We start from the raw sequence: 17,829 nt of genomic DNA on the forward strand, positions 1-17,829 counted from the left end.
ACATGCAATTATATTACAGTGCAATATTTGAAGGCATCTTATATAGTATTATGGCTTTAGGCTTATATATTACCTTTAGAATTTTGCGTTTTGCTGATTTAACAACAGAAGCCTCCTTTACCTTGGGGGCAGCTGTTGCTGTTAGCTTAATCAGCCAAGGAATGAATCCCATTTTAGCGACCTTACTCTCGATTGTTGGAGGGATGTTAGCAGGTTTTATTACGGGACTACTGATGACCTACTTTGAAATTCCTTCTTTGTTAGCTAGTATTATAACTTTAACCGGTCTGTATTCCATTAATCTAAGGGTTATGCAGCGACCTAATATTAATTTACGTGGTTTTGATACTATTTTCTCCATGATTGAGCCATGGATTAATTCAGCTAACATTAGAGTGTTAGTTATTGGCCTTATCATTGTTCTAATTTGTATTAGCTTACTCGCTTTCTTTTTCAAAACGGATTTAGGCCAAGCCATGGTAGCAACAGGTGACAATGAAATAATGGCTAAATCAATTGGTATTAATACATCCGCTATGAAAATATTGGCTTTAATGATTGCGAATGGTTTAATTGGTTTTTGTGGAGCATTCATTGCTCAAAACAACGGTTTTGCAGATGTTACCATGGGAAATGGTATTGTTGTTATAGCCATGTCATCGATCGTCATAGGCGAGGTATTTTTTAAAGACTTATCCTTAGCAGCTCGTTTAATGTCAATTGTCATTGGATCAATCGTGTATCAAATCATTATCGTATTTGTTTTACAACTTGGTCTTCACCCTACGGATTTCAGATTGATATCAGCTTTAGTTATGGCTGTATTCTTATCATTCCCAACGATCAAAAGAAAATTAACCATTCAATTTGCTAATCAGAAAAAAGGGGGTACACATTAATGAATGTAAAACCTCAAATTCAATTAACAAATGTTTATAAACAATTTATCCGTCAAACCGGTGAGCAAGTAGTTGGTCTACAAGATTTAAATTTATCTATTTTTCCCCAAGAAGTTATTGGTATTATAGGAACAAATGGTGCCGGAAAATCAACCTTATTTAATTGCTTAACGGGTCAAATTCCCGTTGATTTAGGCGATATCGAAATAGAAGGCCAATCGATTTACAGCATGTCCACTCAATCTTTAGCCCGTCAAATTGGACGTGTTTTTCAAGATCCAAACATGGGAACAGCTCCAAGGATGACCGTATTTGAAAATCTTATGTTAGCCAACAAACGGGGTGAAAAACGCTTAATGGGACGTTCCTTAACGGCAAATAATCGTCAAGGACTCATAGAAAAATTAAAACCTTTTAAATTAGATTTAGAGAACCGTTTAGATGTTCCCATTGAAAATCTCTCAGGTGGTCAAAGACAAGCTGTTTCATTGGTAATGGCAACCTTATTACAGCCAAAACTTTTACTATTGGATGAATATACAGCATCTTTAGATCCGCGAACGGCTAAAGACGTCATGGATATGACATCGCAATTAATTCAAGAATACAAATTAACAACCATCATGATAACCCATCAACTACAAGATGCACTAGAATATTGTGATCGAATCGTTGTGATGCATCAAGGAAAAATCGTTAAAATATACAGTAATGAACAAATCAAATCCACATCTACCACGGACTTATACCAATACTTAGTAGATTTAGTTGATATAGAAAGTAATAAAAACAATCCTTGATATAAAAAATTAATCATCTATAATAAATATCAGACATATAGAGTAGCGTTTGCTATTTCAAACAAATAACGACTATATATTGTGTATAAAATAACTTCAACACACAATATATAGTTGTTTTTTGTTTTAGTTTAGTTTATGATGTATACATCAATGAATTCAAAGGTGGTTATCAAATGAAAAATATTATCGTTTATTCAAAACCAAACTGTATGCAATGTAATTTTACCAAGAAATTTTTAGATTCAAAAGACATTGAATATACAACTTATGATGTATATGAAAACGAAGAGGCTTTAAACCATGTAAAAGAATTAGGCTTCCAGTCATTACCTGTCATCGAAATTGAAGGAGAAGAGCCATTCTTTGGATTTCGACCTGATTTATTAGAAAAATTAGCATAATCATTTCAAAATAAAATAGCGTAAGAATCTCTTGACAACAAATGAGATTCTTACGCTGTTTTTGCTATTTTACAATTGATTTTGCATAACTAGATGGACTTAAACCGTATTTTTCACTAAATACACGAGAAAAATATTGGCTCGAACCATAGCCAACAGCTTTAGAGATTTCAGTTAAATTCATTTGCGAGTTTCGGATAAGTTCTTTACTATATTCAAGTTTTATCGTATTGATGTGTTCTTTTGGCGTTTCATTGGTGTATTTTCTAAAATACTTTTGAATGGATGAGCGTGATAATGAAAATTCCTCGACTAAATCACTAATTTGAATTGGTTTTTCAACGTTTTCCTTAATAAAGCTAATCATTGATTCTAAAATGTCACTTTCATAATTTTCTCGCATGGATGTATTTGTTTGTGTTTCAATTTCTATTGGACCAGCAAGCATGTATAGGAGAACAGAATGCAAAATTTGATAAATATAATCTATTCCATAAGGGCTTTCTTTAGCATTCATTAAAAACTTTATTTGATTTGAGACATAGGGTAATTGATTTTTTAACGAAAATATTTTATTTTGAATTTGAATTGGCATCGTGCTTAAATCAAAAATCAGCGATAAGTAAGCAATATCTTGATCAGTAGTTGTTGTATTTTGTACTTTTTGATTTGGATAAATCAAGAGGCTATCTTGTCGATCTAAAGTTAACTTTTTCTCATCTAACTGAATACTTAATTGCCCACAATCTACAATGATTAGTTCAAAATATGGATGGCTCTTAACAGAATTATTTAGTTGTGTAAGGTTAGAAAAATAGTTCATGCTGAAAATCTGTTCGATATTCAGGACAGGTTTTGGTAAAGCAATAGAAATACGTTTGGGTGATGCTAGTAATTTAGGTTCATCATTTTTAGCTGATTCTAAGTAAATTTGACTACTATTCGTTAAAGCTATTACATTAAAGTAGACTTTAGATGGTATTTCAATCGATCCTTCTAAAAGAAAACGATGCAATTGACTTGGTTGCGATAAATCATCTGTTAATGCGATAATTGAAAGTCCTTCTTTTGCTGAAACAGTAACGGCTTGTTTAAATAAAAATAAAGTATCTGTATAATTGGAGCGGATGTCTACTAAAGCATCTTGAGGCTTTTCGTCTAAGATTGGGTTCTCAGTTATTAAGGCAAAATAAGCTGATTGAGTATTAATCGTTGATTGATTGTACATAATATCTCCTTTCGTATACAAATTAAGCAACTAAACAATTAATACTATTATAACCTAATTAGAAATCGTTCACCATAATATTTATAAATAAGAATGCTCTTTATTTGTTATTAAACATCACTAATTTGTACAAACATTAATAATTTATCCAAATCAGTATTTCTTTATATTAAAACAAATGATATTTATAACAATTAGCTTACAGTTGTTTAAGAAAACTATATGATAACTATAATAATATGCTATAATATTAACGATTTAATATAAAATACTTACTTAATAATTGAATCCCATTCAATAATTTCTTAACTAAAGGAGTGGTTATAATAAAACCATTAAACAAAACATTTCATCACATCATTAAATTAATTCCTCTCATTTTTGTCATTATGTTTATTGCAGCCTGTGGCACCACCAATCAAAATACTGTAGAAGAATCAACATCGATAACAGTGAATGAAAGTCAGGAAATTGAAACTGAGGAATCAAGCACCAGCACACCCAATCAAATATCCATGACGAAGACCGAAACTGTTACTATTCGTTCCATCGGAGATATTTTAATCCATGATTTTGTCTACAATGATGCTAGAACAGCTGACGGATTTGATTTTACATCAATGTTTGAACCGGTTAGAAGTTATTTAGAAAATGCTGATATTACTACCGCTAATTTGGAAGTGTTAGTGGCAGGTGAGGAGTACGGTTTGTCTTCCTATCCAATTTTTAATGCACCAAGTCAGTTAATCGACAGTTTACAAGAAGTTGGGGTTGACTTGGTTTCAAACGCAACCAATCACACGATGGACTTTGGTGCATCTGGTGCACACCGGTCGATTACTAATTTACAAGAAAAAGGATTAGCTTATGTTGGTTCCTATGCTGACTGGAATGATTATAATGATTTACGAATTATCGAGAAGAATGGGATATCCATTGGTTTTTTAGCTTATGCCGATCATGCCAATGGCAACTATATTCCTGAAGATGAACAGTATTTATTGTCGTTAATTGACGAAGAGTTAATCCCATTAGAAGTTGAATATATCAATGAAAAAGTAGATTTTTCTGTCGTGATGCTTCATTACGGAGAAGAAGGCCAAACCTTGCCAAATTACAATCAACTTGAATTAAGTTCGCTGATTCGAGATGCGGGTGCAAATTTAATCATCGCAACCCATCCACATGCATTACAACCAGCGATTTCATATAATGATCAGCAAGCAGGTGTATATTCTTTAGGAAACTTTTTATCAGGTCAAATTCAAATTGAAGAAAAATTAGGAGGCATACTAGAATTTGAATTAAGTAAGCAGGGCGAAGAAACTAAAATCTCTGCTATTCGCTTTATGCCGACCTATAATTTCGGTACTCCGTCAGAAGGAGGCTATTTAGTAGTACCTCTAGCAGACTGGGAAGAATATGGAATCCCCGATGGAGAAGCATTATTCAATGAAATTAGCCAAAGAATGCGGTACTATTCGAACAAAGTTGAGGTCGTTTCTTACCTCGATTAGTCCAAATAACAAATTTTTTCAAAACTCTAATCTAAAATAATGGATTAGGGTTTTTTTTACGTATATATGTATAGGAGGTGTCATATGCACAAAAAAAATTCTTATACATTCCTCGTCGCATTGGTTATTTTCTCTTTCGCACATAATATTTTCAAAGTTGGTGCAGCAGAAGCTTTTATGATCTCACAATATATTTACACTGAAGACATTGAAAGTGAGAGTTGTATTCAATTAATTCGTCAACAAGCCAGTCTAAGTGATACACAGTCGTTAGAATCAATCGAAATTGTCAATCACCTTGAATCAATTAGTCAAGAACTTGAAATCGTTAATTCAAATTATGAAGCGCTAAATCAACAAATTAATGATTGGTATTATGGGGAAGAACATTCACTAACCTATGCTAATGCACAATTAGATTACGTGATTGAGTTAATTTATGCAGAATACCAACATGATGAAGCCTTTTTAGCCCTAAGTGTCGATGAGCAAACGGTAATCATTCAAGAACATGAAGTCGTTATCGAATGGTTAGATTATATCGTTCAAATTGAAAGTTTAATTAATCAAGCAATTGTTGAGAGAACAGACTTAGAAACATACTACAATCAACTTAATTACAACTATGAACTATATGTCAATCAATTAGATCAAGATAAAGTTAATGAATCCCAACTGAATCAATGCTTGTTATTTCCTTATTCCGTTAGCAAATTAGCCAGTGAAGATAGTTGGTTCAATAGTCAATCGCAATCGTTGGATGAGGTTCTGTTGCAAGTGGATCAAATCATGCAAACAATTGTTCCTGTAGCATATAGAAAAGTTGCCTTCAGTGATATTTTCCGAATATACAATCAACTTTATCAGCAAACACATTCAGAAAATAATGACGAATCAAAAATGTCGATTTATTTAGATGAAAATGGTTTAAAAGAATATCGATTTAAACGTGAATTGAGTTTAAAGGAAATAGAAGTCGTTGCAGGACAAGCTTTTGAACATTTCTTAGTTTCTGGTGATTTTAATGCATATCTATCAAACTATCAGACACTTTTAAACATTAAAGAAGAACAATTAAGATACTGGTATCAGATAAATGAAGAGGCCATTGAACAGTTAAAAACAAATTTAGCCAATTATTTAAATGAGCATGCTTGGATTAATGAAGAAGCGATTGATAAAATCAAAACCTTACATCAAAGATACCAAATTAAGTTGATTTTATTTAATGATAATACGCAAAGTTGGTCACCAGCGCCTTATTTGGAGAGTGGGTATTTGTATGAATACAGCGAAATGGACTTGAATGAGCCTTATTTACCTTTTAGTCAACAAAGTCCACAATATCAAACATTAATTACGAATGAATCGATTATTTCCAACAGCCCTGAGTCCATCGAATCTTCATCCTCACATTTGACCAATAATTTAGATGATATACAAAGTCGTATTAATCGCTCAAATCAAGAATCATTTTCACAAAAATCACTGCCGAAGCCAGGAGATATTTCTTCTTACCCCAGATCGGAAAATGCTGATGAAACACAATCGAATTTAAAAAATCAACCGATAACTCTACCATCAACCGGAGAAAAACAAGGACTAACATATCTTGCTATTGGACTCTTACTAGTGGGAATGTTACTCCTTTTAATAAATATCATCATAAAGCGTAAGCAGAAAGAAAAGCTAGAAGATATTGAATTGGATTAAAAATTTATAAACGTTTCCAATTGCTTTCTATCAGCATCAAAATGAAAGTTGATTTGAATTTACATCATGACATGCTGTATAATGTAAATAATTTATAAAAAGAAATGAGAGTGTCAAAATGGAAGTAGAGAATTCTAAACGTTTATTTCAAGCACAAACGTTTATGAGGTTTTTTTATTGGAATCGCGATACTCAAATAATAAGTAGGCGTTTATTACTGATATTCTTATCGTTTATTCAAGTTGGATGTACGAAAACTTCATTGAATGTTCAATCAATTGAAAAAGTACAAATTTTTGAACAGGTAGATACGGATGTATCTAATAAACAACAAACAGATGTTGTGGTTTTAACCGAAAATAAACCATCTGCTCCAATAGAACAAATGGTAGTTAATAATGAAACACAAGGCATCACAATCACCTATGATCAATTGGAAAGTTATGTCCATGACTTATCAATTGGGACGATTTTAAATCGACTTTTTAAATCATTTAACTAATCATACGAATATTGAACTGGATTCAAATTATTATTTTGTTTTAGATGATTCTGAAAATGAAGGATTTATCTGCATCAAGATTCTTAAAGGCTCGGTAAGTAAGGGAGTACTCGTCGACGAATATTTTTATGATTTAACTTCGGGTGAGCTAACTAAATAAAGTCTACACAAAATAAAGCCGAACATTTTTATGATGAAGAATTAAAAACTCATCCTAAAAATGTTCGGTTATTTAATTATCACTATAGTAAAATATCACACGAATATTTTGTTGGTAGTTCCCAAAGTGTTCTCCAAATAGTGTTAATCCACCCACATTCTTACTGTTTGGCAGTACAGAAAGCCTCAAGGTAAAAAAAGTAGAATCAAAGTCGAGATTTGCTAGACGATAGTGAGAGATGTGTTCACCGTCAATTTGCGTTTCATTAGGCGTAATTCTCAGTGTTTTAAGAAGGCCGTACTGACTATATTCACTTGGCCACCAGCTAGGATTCAATTTTCCTCGAACATCAGCGAAATTACCCGGAATGGTCCATTGACCGATATTTACTTGATTTAAACTAAAACTTACATCGGATGGCCATATGAAATTATTTTCAGGAAATTCAGAAGCCATTTCGAAACTAATTTCAACTAAATGAACTTTAGCTCCTTCATCAATAGGGTTCAAGAAGTTGTATTCAACGAAGCCTTCAGCAAACCACAAGAGCTGGGCTTCGTGTTTGTTCGGGTTCATGAAATGTTTTGGATCATCTTTGCGGCCGATAAAATCGTATTCACTTGCTAAACCACAGGTCGGACGAACTTGATAGTTTGAAAAGTCACCCATGCGGATATCAATTTCATGTCTTTTATAAGGTTTATGAATTTTAGCCGGAAAATTGATTTGAAGTTGATCAATTTTTAATTTGCAAAACTTTTGTTGACCTTTACTGTTGGGATTTACATAAGTTGATACTATATTTGCTTTTTCTAGTTGTTGAATATGTCTTGTTACAATGGCAGGCGACAACTTTAGTTTATTTGCAATGGTTGTAATATTGCTAGGTTCATCTTGTAGAAATTCAATGATATTAATACGTGTCTCGCTTGTAAGAGCTTTTAAAATAGGTAAGTTTTCTTTGTTTAGTTCTATTTGCATGTTTATTAACCCCCTCGGTCTTGAAAAAGATATTTAATTATATTAAAGATATCATTTATTAACCAAAGGGTAAACAAATAGATGAGATATTTCCCAACTAGTGCTTTTCTATGTTGTAAAGCAATAAATCAAGGCTATAATTATAGTTGTAAAGGTTTACGAAATTATACAACAATAAAAGAGGGGTTAAGCATGAAATATACGATTGAATCATTTGGTAGATATGAAGGCGTTCAATATGATGAAATTTTTGTCGAACATGATGGGGTCACCATTTCTTTTTCTAACTTTGGAGCACGTATTAATCGTTGGCTAGTACCAAACAGTAAGGGAGAACAAAAAAGTATTATTTTAGGTTATGATAATGTTGAACATGCAGTTTTCGGCAAGGGTTACTATTACGGGGCTATGATTGCTCCGATTGCGGGGCGGATTAACTTAGGTAAATTTACAATCGATAATCAGCTATTCGAATTGGATATCAATGACGGAAATAATCATTTACATGGTGGTGATAAAGCCGTCGATTTACAAAAATGGGATTATAAGATTGAAAACACAGATAAACAATTCAATATAACTTTTACCTTCTCTTGGCCAGATGGCTATAACGGTTATGCAGGTCCAATTGATATGGCTGTTAGTTATAGTTATTCAACAGATCACATTTGGAGAATAGAATATACTGCAAATACAGAGAAAAAGACGATTTTCAATCCCACGAATCATGTTTACTTTAACTTGAATGGCGATAATGAAGATAATATTTTAAATCATACTTTACAAATTAATGCCGATAAATTCTTAGCTGTAAAAGAAGATGGATTGCCAGTTGGGACACGTGAAGATGTTGAAGGGACTCCTTTTGATTTACGACAAGGGCAAATGCTTTCAAATGTTTTGCAAAGTGACCATGAGCAAGTTGCTATCAAAGATGGTTTTGATCATCCATTTTATTTAAATGGAAAAGAACCACAAGCGATCCTATCAACAGAGGATATAAGTATTGAGTGTCGAACCTCTAGTCCTGTTATTGTTGTTTATAGCTCACAAGTAACCGACCAGGCCATCGATATTTGGGGACATCCAATCAGAAAATATGGTGGTATCACTTTAGAAACCCAGATTGAGCCAGATGCCATTAATCATACTGATTTTAATAATATTATTTTAGAACCACAGCAAACTTTTAGTAGCTGGACTGAATATCAACTAAAGATTTAATAGTTAAAGGAGTTATATTATGTCAAATTTAGAAGCATTAAATCAAACATTTATCGATATTTTTAACCATCCTGTCGAACGTCATTTCTTTTCTCCAGGAAGAATTAATTTGATTGGTGAACATACCGACTATAATGGTGGTCATGTGTTTCCTTGTGCGATTACCATCGGCACTTATGGTTTAGTATCAATTCGTGAAGATAAGCTTGTTCAATGTTATTCAACCAATATGGCGGATACAGGTGTCATTACTTTTTCATTAGATGAATTGGAAAAAAATGAAGAAGTTAGCTGGATCAATTATGTGATAGGCATGTTAAAATATGTTCAGGCTTCAACTAAACCATTTACACATGGATTTAACTTGGTCATTGAAGGTAATATTCCAAATGGAGCTGGGCTTTCTTCAAGTGCCTCATTGGAAATGTTAATTGGTACTATTGCAGATGAAATTTATCATTTAGAACTAGACCGTGTAAAAATGGTTAAGCTCGGCCAACAAGTTGAAAACAAATTTATTGGTGTTAACTCAGGGATTATGGACCAATTTGCCATTGGGATGGGGCAAGCAGAACAGGCTATGTTTTTAGATGTAAATACCTTAGATTTCCAATATATTCCAGCGGAATTTGGTGATTATCGTATTTTAATCATGAATACAAACAAACGTCGTGAATTAGCTGATTCAAAATATAACGAGAGACGCTCTCAATGTGAAGCAGCTTTAGCTCAATTAAAAACTGAACTGACAATCAATTCATTAGGAGACTTAGATAACGAAACCTTCGATGCAAATCGGAATTTGATAAATGATCCAATCTTGGCGAAACGCGCTAAGCATGCTGTTTATGAAAACACACGTACCATTGAAGCCAAAGCTTTATTACAAGCGGGTGAATTAGAGAAGTTTGGCAAATTATTAAATGCCTCACATATTAGTTTACGTGATGATTATGATGTAACCGGGATTGAGTTAGATACTTTGGTAGAAAGTGCATGGTCACATCAAGAAGTTTTAGGAGCAAGAATGACGGGTGCTGGTATGGGAGGATGTGCTATTGCATTAGTTCATAAAGATGCCATTGATGAAGTAAGTGCAGCCATTCGATCTGACTATACAGAAAAAGTAGGGTATGCACCAAGCTTTTATATTGCACAAGTTGGAGATGGTTCAAAAGAGTTAACAGTTTAATTATTTATTTAGAAGGAGTTTATAAAATGACTATTTCTCAGGTAATTCAACAATTTGTTAATTTAGCAGTTAATGAGAAAAAATTAGATGAATTAGATAAAATATATGTAACTAATCGCTTATTAGCTTTACTTAATTTAAGTGATTATACTCCAACTGAAACTACTGAACAATCTGATAATCTTTTAGAACTAATGGATGCAATGGTTCAGTATGCTTTTGAAAACAACCTTATTGATGATTCATCGAGTGCTAAAGAACAGATGGAAGCCGCCATTATGGATTTGATTACACCTCGGCCAGCTATTTTGAATCAAATATTTTGGAATAAGTATGAAAATAACCCCGAAGAGGCAACAGATTATTTTTATGCACTTTCACAAAACAATGATTATATTAAGACACGCAATATTGCTAAAAACATAGGCTTTACGACAACAAGTAAATACGGTGATTTGGAGATTACGATCAATCTTTCAAAACCTGAAAAAGATCCTAAAGAAATTGCGAAAGCACGCGATGCTGTTACTTCAAATTATCCTAAATGTGCCTTATGTATGGAAAATGAAGGTTATCAAGGTCGAATTAACCATGCAGCTAGACAAAACCATCGCATCATCCGTTTTAACATTGGAGATGAAGTGTATGGTCTACAATATTCGCCTTATGTTTATTACAACGAACATAGTATTTTCTTAAATGAAAAACATATACCGATGAAAATCGATCGTAAATGTTTTAATAATTTGTTATCAATTGTTGAAATATTTCCACATTATTTCACAGGTTCAAATGCAGATTTACCGATTGTGGGAGGGTCTATTTTAGCGCATGACCATTATCAAGGTGGTCATTATAGCTTCCCAATGGAAAAAGCGCAGGCATACGCTACTTCATCATTAAAAGCTTTTCCAAATGTTGAAGTAGAATTTGTTAATTGGCCGATGACTGTCATCCGATTACGTTCTTCTAACAAAGATGACATTGTCGATGCGAGTGAACTCATTTTAAACCATTGGCGAGAGTATTCTGATGAAGATTTAGATATCTTAGCTTATAGCCAAGATACACCACATAATACCATCACACCGATTGCGCGTAAAAAAGATGACCAATTTGAAATGGATTTAGTGTTACGAAATAATCGTACAAGCGAAGAATTCCCTGATGGAATATTCCACCCACATCCAGATGTTCAACATATTAAGAAAGAAAATATTGGTTTAATCGAGGTAATGGGGTTAGCAATTTTACCGCCACGTCTTGTGGGTGAATTAGCTACAATCGAACAATTCATTCAAGACCAACTTCCGTTAGAAGAAGTAGCAGACATGCACCAAGCATGGGCAAAACAATTAAAAACACAGTGGCAAGAAGAAGGACAACAATTAAATAACGCTGTTGATTACTTTATTAAAAATGAGGTAGGTCATAAATTTGAAAGAGTTTTAGAAGATGCTGGTGTGTTTAAACTAGATGCTGAAGGAAAAGCAGGTATTTTACGTTTTATTGATTCTGTTAATGCCATTTAATAAATTAATTTAAGGAGTTTAATTAATGCCATTTAATAAATTAATTTAAGGAGTTTAATTAATGACAATTGAAAAGATGAAAATTCAAATTGAAGATCCACAATTAAAACAAACATTAGAATTATTGAGTCAAGAGTTACATACTGAAATATCAGAAGATGGCTATCAAGTAAAATATTTACCAAATGATTCATTAACTGTTCAAGTTGAGACAAGAGATAATGTCATTGAAGTATCGGCACCAGACTTACCACACTTTTTTGGTGCGATTGCGCAAGTCGCTATGCGTTTGCAAAATAAAGACGCTTTAACCTTTGAGTTAGCCTATAATTTTGAACGTAATGGTATTATGCTGGATTGTTCACGTAATGGAGTTGTGAATGTTGAAACGGTTAAGCAGTTTATTCGTCAATCGGTAGCGATGGGCCATAGCTGGTTAATGTTATATATCGAAGATGTTTATGAAGTACCAGGCGAAGAATATTTTGGTGCATTCAGGGGACGCTACTCACAAGCTGACCTAAAAGAATTAGACTCTTACGCTGTACAATTTGGCTTAGAATTATTCCCAGCCATTCAAACCCTAGCCCATGTCAATCAATTTTTAATGTGGGATCATGAAATGCATCGTTTTGGAGATATCGATGATATTTTCAATGTGAAGCGTGAAGCAACTCTAGAATTAGTTGAAAAAATGATTGCATCATTATCTGAATGTTTTACATCAGATCGCATTCATTTAGGGATGGATGAAGCCTATAACTTAGGTCGCGGGACGTTTTTAGATGAAAATGGTCTTCAAGATAAAACACAAATCATGTTAGATTACCTAGATAAACTGGTTGCTATTTGTGAAAAATATGATGTGAAGCCACTTATGTGGGATGATATGTTCTTTTCTCACTATTCTAAATTTGATGAAGGTGAATCGGTTAAAATTCCAGAAGCGATTGATTTGATGTATTGGGATTATTACCATAATACGCAAAATCACTATGAAGAAAAAATTGACCAACGTAGAGAAATTGCAGATGAAACCTCATTTGCTGGAGGTTCATGGCGCTGGACAGGTTATGTTCCGCATCATATTAAAACCTTACGGACAACATTACCTGCATTAAAAGCTGCAAAAGCAAAAGAAGTAAAAAGAGTCATTTCTACTGCTTGGGGAGATGATGGTTCAGAAGCGCCATTTGAAACAGCTTTATTTGGCTTAACCCTATTTGCCTACTTTGATACAAATGATGACTATCAAAAAGACAAATTTAACCAATGGTTAGTGTTTTATACAGGAATGTCGCTTGAAAGTTGGTTAAAACAAGGTGAATTAGATTTCCCTCAAGGTCAAGATGAAGCCGTCTTTATAGATGCTAACCCATCTAAATATCTCTTGTACCAAGACTTGTTGCTCCCAGTATTTATGCCTTATATCGACTCTTTAGGATTTGATTATGGAAAACATTTACTTGAAATTGCAGACTACTTTGATGCCAATCCGTCGTCTGAAAGTCTGTTACCAGCTTTTTATGCTACATATGCACGTACTTTAGCCCAAAGATGGGATTTACCTTTATTAATTTGGGAAAAATATCATCAACAAGATACCCAAGGGTTAAAACAACTCATCGAAGAACGCATTCAACCAAATATTGAATCATTAAATCATTTATTACAAAAACGCCGTGAAATTTGGCTCAACGAAAATAATCCGATGGGGTTAGAAATTCTTGAGCAACGTTTTGGTGGTGTTATTATGCGGACAAAAATAGCGATTGAACGTTTAAATGCTTATATTAATGGAGAAGTTAAACTATTAGAAGAGCTAGAAGAAAAACGTCTCGATCCATTAGCATGGCATTATCAAAATAAAGAGATTCCACAAGCAGTTTCTTACATTAGAACTGAAAGAATTATGTCTCGTTCTCGATACAGTTGGTAAGATTATGAATATTAACGAAACAATTAAAATCCTTCCCAACGACCGCCAATATCAATGGCAACAAATCGAATTTTTTGGATTTATTCATTTTGGAATGAATACGATGAATGATGTTGAATGGGGGGATGGTAGCGAGTCTCCCCAAGTATTCAATCCCTCACAAGTTGATTGCTATCAATGGGTAAAAGCCTTTAAAGATGCTGGGATGAAAGCAGCTATTTTAACTTGTAAGCACCATGATGGTTTTTGTTTGTGGCCAAGCAAGTATACGCAACATTCAGTCGCTTCTTCACCTTGGAAAAATGGCCAAGGTGATTTAGTAGCTGAGTTTAGTCAAGCATGTCGAGATTTGGATATGAAATTTGGTGTCTATTTATCACCTTGGGACCGTGCTGAAGCCACTTATGGTCAAGGGCAAGTTTATGATGATTATTTTGTCAATCAACTGGAAGAATTATTAACAAATTACGGAGAAGTCTTTGAAGTTTGGTTTGATGGTGCAAATGGTGAAGGACCTAATGGGAAAGTTCAACATTATGATTGGGATCGCTACTATGAGACCATTCATCGTCTTCAACCTGAAGCTGTTATTGCTATTAGTGGACCTGACGTACGTTGGGTAGGGAATGAAGCTGGTAAAACACGTGAAAATGAATGGAGCATTGTGCCTGTTCAGTATAGTGATCAAAAGTTTATTGCTGAACAATCCCAGCAAGTTGATGATGGTAAGTTTATTGAAAAATATGATGCTACTGATGAAGATTTGGGTAGCCGTGAACGTCTTGCAAATTACCAGGGTGAATTAATTTGGTTTCCAGCTGAAGTCGATACTTCTATCAGACCGGGTTGGTTTTACCATGAAGACCAAGATGATAAGGTACGTTCTGTAGAAGAGTTATTTACCATTTATAAAAAAGCCGTAGGTGGTAATTGTGCCTTCATCTTAAATGTCCCCCCAAACAAAGAGGGGCAATTTGCACAAGTTGATATCGAACGATTACAAGCTTTAGGCCAACAAATCAAAAAGCTGAAACAAGTCACAGCAAAAGGCAGTGTCACTTACCACGCTTCATCCAATCAATTATTATTAGATACAGCTGAATTAAATAAACAGGGACTGTCAGATACATTTTGGTCTAATGAACCAACGGATACACATCCATCTCTCAAGATAACATTAAGTGAAAAACAGGCAATCAACACTATCATACTTCAAGAACATATTTTAAAGAGTCAAAGAATTGAAAACTTTAGCATTTATTATATGAACAATGGACAAAAACAACATTTATTAGATAGTGGTACAATTGGTTATCAAAGAATACTTGAGTTTGATACGATAAAAACAGATGAGCTGATAATCGAATTCAAGTTATTCCGAGGCGAAGAGATTTATATCAATACCTTTGTTGTTGGTTTTCTATAATTAATTAAGGATCTAATTATGTTAATTGATAATTATTTTGAAGATTATACTACATTTCAAGTGAATGCTTTACCAAGGCGGAATTATTTTATCCCCTATGCTTCAAGAGAAGAAGCTGATCTATTAAATCGTCGTAAATCTAGTTATTATCATGATTTAAATGGGCAATGGCAATTTAAATATTTTGATAATGTGCGCTTGATTCCAGAAAAATACTGGTTATCTGAATTCAAGGATAGTATTGAATATGACCAAATAGAAGTGCCAAGTACTTGGCAAATGAATGGTTATGATCAAATTCAATATACAAATGTGGAATATCCATTTCCATTTAATCCACCTTATGTTCCTTATGATAATCCTGCAGGACTATATCATCGTAGCTTTACAATTGATAACTTTAATCCAAATAAAGATTACCATCTTAACTTTGAAGGGGTCGATTCTGCCTTTTATATTTGGGTGAATGATAAATTTATTGGTTATGGTTCAATATCTCATAGCAACAATGAATTTGACATTAGTTCAGCTATAAAAGAAGGTGAAAACAATATTTCCATTCTAGTTTTAAATTGGTCATACGGTTCTTACTTTGAAGATCAAGATAAATTTAGATTTAGTGGTATTTACCGTGATATTTATTTACTTGAAAGAGCGGCTGAGCGTTTCAATCACTTCAATATCCATCAGAATTTAAATGATGATTTTCACAAGCAGAAATCCGTTTGGAACTACGTGATAGCCAAATCAAGGATAACTATCGTTATGTATTAGTAAGCCCGAATGGGAATACCCTAGAAGAAGGGGATTCAGCTGGCGAATTAATCTTAAATGTGTCTAATCCTAGCTTATGGAATGCTGAACAACCAAACTTATATCGCTTGTATATCCATGTAGGTGATGAGTGGTATCTACAAGAAATTGGCCTTAGACGACACGAAATTATTGGGACACAATACTATGTCAACGGTCAATCCATTAAATTCTCAGGTGTTAATCACCACGATACCCATCCTGAAAAAGCGTCTGCTGTTAATATTGAAGATCATCTTATTGATTTAAAATTAATGAAAGAGTATAACTTTAACGCTGTTCGAACCGCTCACTATCCTAAAACCGCAGAGTTTTATGAATTAACGGATCGTCTAGGTTTTTATGTGATGAGTGAAGCCGATATAGAGTGTCATGGAGTCGTTGACTTAATCGGTTTAGGTGGTTATGGCAACTATAATATGATGATGAATGATCCAGTTTATGAAGAAGCATTTGTTGAACGCATGATTGCTAGCATGGTGCCATTTATGAATTATAGCTCCATTGTTATGTGGTCGGGTGGGAATGAGTGTGGTTATGGTTATAATTTTGAAAAAACAGGTGAAGTTGCTCGTCAAATAGATCCTATTCGTCCACTACACTATGAGGGTTGGTGGCATCGTGATCGTGAACGTGATAATGATTCCCAATATGTGGATGTTATTAGTCGTATGTATGCTTCAATTGAAGAAATGGATGAACTTTACTTTAATCCTGAAAATCCGATTGATCGTCCGTTTATGTTGTGTGAATATATTCACGCAATGGGTAATGGACCTGGTGATATTTTAGCGTATTATGAATCGATGCTAGCTCTCGATGAATTTATCGGTGGTTTTGTTTGGGAATGGGCAGATTATGCAGCAAATATTGCTGAATCTGAAAACGATGAACCATTATATTGTTATGGTGGCGATTTTAATGACTTCCCGCATTTTGACAATTTCTGTATGGATGGCCTTGTTTATCCAGACAGAACGCTACATACTGGCTTGCTTGACTATCAACAAATATTTAGACCAGTAAGAATAACAAACGTCAACAAAGATGTAGGTTTAATTACTTTACGTAATCAATATGATTTTACAAGTTTAAATGACAATATTACACTTGAACTTGAAGTTTATAATAAGCGTCTTGAAACAAACATTGACGATTTATACGAACCATATGTTAAACCACAGGAAAATGGTAGCCATAATGAAAGTAAAGAATTACAATTAACAAATGAATTGAATCTTAAGTTGAATTTCCAAAGCAATGATTCGTTTAGCTTCAATCTATCGCATTTTTCAACGCAGCAATTGACTGATACGCGCCTCCGTGATGAATTGATTAAAGAAGATTCAGTTTACCTACATATAGATACTCAACAGAGTGGAGTAGGTAGTGCAGCGTGTGGTCCTGAGTTAGCAGAAATTTATCGCCTAAATGACAATCATTTTGCTTTAAACTTCTCATTAAATATTAAATAAATAATTGTATTAAAAAACAAGGCA

Annotated in this window: 15 protein-coding genes; 13 read left to right on the top strand and 2 right to left on the bottom strand. The window is 33.7% G+C overall.

Annotated features, from left to right (window positions below; genetic code table 11):
* The first annotated feature begins 2 nt into the window (after positions 1–2).
* The 3 genes from ACTQ54_RS05800 (at position 3) to nrdH (ending at position 2,103) form a co-directional block, all read left to right on the top strand.
* Positions 3–899, top strand: coding sequence for an ABC transporter permease (locus ACTQ54_RS05800; protein WP_441755196.1), 897 nt, complete (start codon positions 3–5; stop codon positions 897–899).
* Positions 899–1,699 (top strand): ABC transporter ATP-binding protein, encoded by an 801-nt coding sequence (locus ACTQ54_RS05805; protein WP_441755197.1) that lies wholly within the window; start codon positions 899–901, stop codon positions 1,697–1,699. The genes ACTQ54_RS05800 and ACTQ54_RS05805 overlap by 1 nt, the downstream gene beginning before the upstream one ends.
* Before the next feature lie 176 nt (positions 1,700–1,875).
* Positions 1,876–2,103: a glutaredoxin-like protein NrdH gene (gene nrdH, locus ACTQ54_RS05810; protein WP_441755198.1), complete on the top strand. Its 228-nt coding sequence runs from the start codon at positions 1,876–1,878 to the stop codon at positions 2,101–2,103.
* A 64-nt stretch (positions 2,104–2,167) separates the two neighbouring features.
* Here nrdH and ACTQ54_RS05815 read toward each other — a convergent pair whose 3' ends face one another.
* Entirely contained in the window at positions 2,168–3,331 is a 1,164-nt protein-coding gene (locus ACTQ54_RS05815; RefSeq protein ID WP_441755199.1) for an AraC family transcriptional regulator, read from the bottom strand.
* A 317-nt stretch (positions 3,332–3,648) separates the two neighbouring features.
* Here ACTQ54_RS05815 and ACTQ54_RS05820 point away from each other — a divergent pair, with 317 nt between their 5' ends.
* The 3 genes from ACTQ54_RS05820 to ACTQ54_RS05830 all read left to right on the top strand — a co-directional run bounded on the left by ACTQ54_RS05820 (position 3,649) and on the right by ACTQ54_RS05830 (position 7,063).
* On the top strand, positions 3,649–4,848 hold the full coding sequence (locus tag ACTQ54_RS05820; RefSeq protein ID WP_441755200.1) for a CapA family protein: 1,200 nt from the start codon (positions 3,649–3,651) through the stop codon (positions 4,846–4,848).
* A gap of 84 nt (positions 4,849–4,932) precedes the next feature.
* Positions 4,933–6,561, top strand: coding sequence for an LPXTG cell wall anchor domain-containing protein (locus tag ACTQ54_RS05825; RefSeq protein ID WP_441755201.1), 1,629 nt, complete (start codon positions 4,933–4,935; stop codon positions 6,559–6,561).
* 118 nt (positions 6,562–6,679) lie between these two features.
* Positions 6,680–7,063: a hypothetical protein gene (locus ACTQ54_RS05830; protein WP_441755202.1), complete on the top strand. Its 384-nt coding sequence runs from the start codon at positions 6,680–6,682 to the stop codon at positions 7,061–7,063.
* A 232-nt stretch (positions 7,064–7,295) separates the two neighbouring features.
* Here the strand turns inward: ACTQ54_RS05830 and ACTQ54_RS05835 are convergent, their stop codons facing one another.
* Positions 7,296–8,204, bottom strand: coding sequence for an ArsR/SmtB family transcription factor (locus ACTQ54_RS05835; protein WP_441755203.1), 909 nt, complete (start codon positions 8,202–8,204; stop codon positions 7,296–7,298).
* 192 nt (positions 8,205–8,396) lie between these two features.
* On the opposite strand from ACTQ54_RS05835, the gene ACTQ54_RS05840 reads away from it, so the two are divergent.
* From ACTQ54_RS05840 to ACTQ54_RS05870, 7 genes are all read left to right on the top strand, one after another.
* Entirely contained in the window at positions 8,397–9,428 is a 1,032-nt protein-coding gene (locus ACTQ54_RS05840; protein WP_441755204.1) for an aldose epimerase family protein, read from the top strand.
* A gap of 19 nt (positions 9,429–9,447) precedes the next feature.
* Entirely contained in the window at positions 9,448–10,620 is a 1,173-nt protein-coding gene (locus ACTQ54_RS05845) for a galactokinase (protein ID WP_441755205.1), read from the top strand.
* A gap of 26 nt (positions 10,621–10,646) precedes the next feature.
* Entirely contained in the window at positions 10,647–12,152 is a 1,506-nt protein-coding gene (gene galT, locus ACTQ54_RS05850; RefSeq protein WP_441755206.1) for a UDP-glucose--hexose-1-phosphate uridylyltransferase, read from the top strand.
* Positions 12,153–12,213: 61 nt separating this feature from the next.
* Positions 12,214–14,091, top strand: coding sequence for a family 20 glycosylhydrolase (locus ACTQ54_RS05855; RefSeq protein WP_441755207.1), 1,878 nt, complete (start codon positions 12,214–12,216; stop codon positions 14,089–14,091).
* A gap of 4 nt (positions 14,092–14,095) precedes the next feature.
* Positions 14,096–15,517, top strand: coding sequence for an alpha-L-fucosidase (locus tag ACTQ54_RS05860; protein ID WP_441755208.1), 1,422 nt, complete (start codon positions 14,096–14,098; stop codon positions 15,515–15,517).
* A gap of 18 nt (positions 15,518–15,535) precedes the next feature.
* On the top strand, positions 15,536–16,291 hold the full coding sequence (locus ACTQ54_RS05865; RefSeq protein ID WP_441755209.1) for a sugar-binding domain-containing protein: 756 nt from the start codon (positions 15,536–15,538) through the stop codon (positions 16,289–16,291).
* The gene (locus ACTQ54_RS05870; RefSeq protein WP_441755210.1) at positions 16,243–17,805 is read left to right on the top strand and encodes a glycoside hydrolase family 2 TIM barrel-domain containing protein; all 1,563 of its coding nucleotides are present in this window, start codon (positions 16,243–16,245) and stop codon (positions 17,803–17,805) included. The genes ACTQ54_RS05865 and ACTQ54_RS05870 overlap by 49 nt, the downstream gene beginning before the upstream one ends.
* The last annotated feature ends 24 nt before the right edge of the window (positions 17,806–17,829 follow it).

The sequence above is a fragment of the Fundicoccus sp. Sow4_H7 genome, assembly GCF_052115865.1.
GTDB lineage: Bacteria > Bacillota > Bacilli > Lactobacillales > Aerococcaceae > Fundicoccus_A.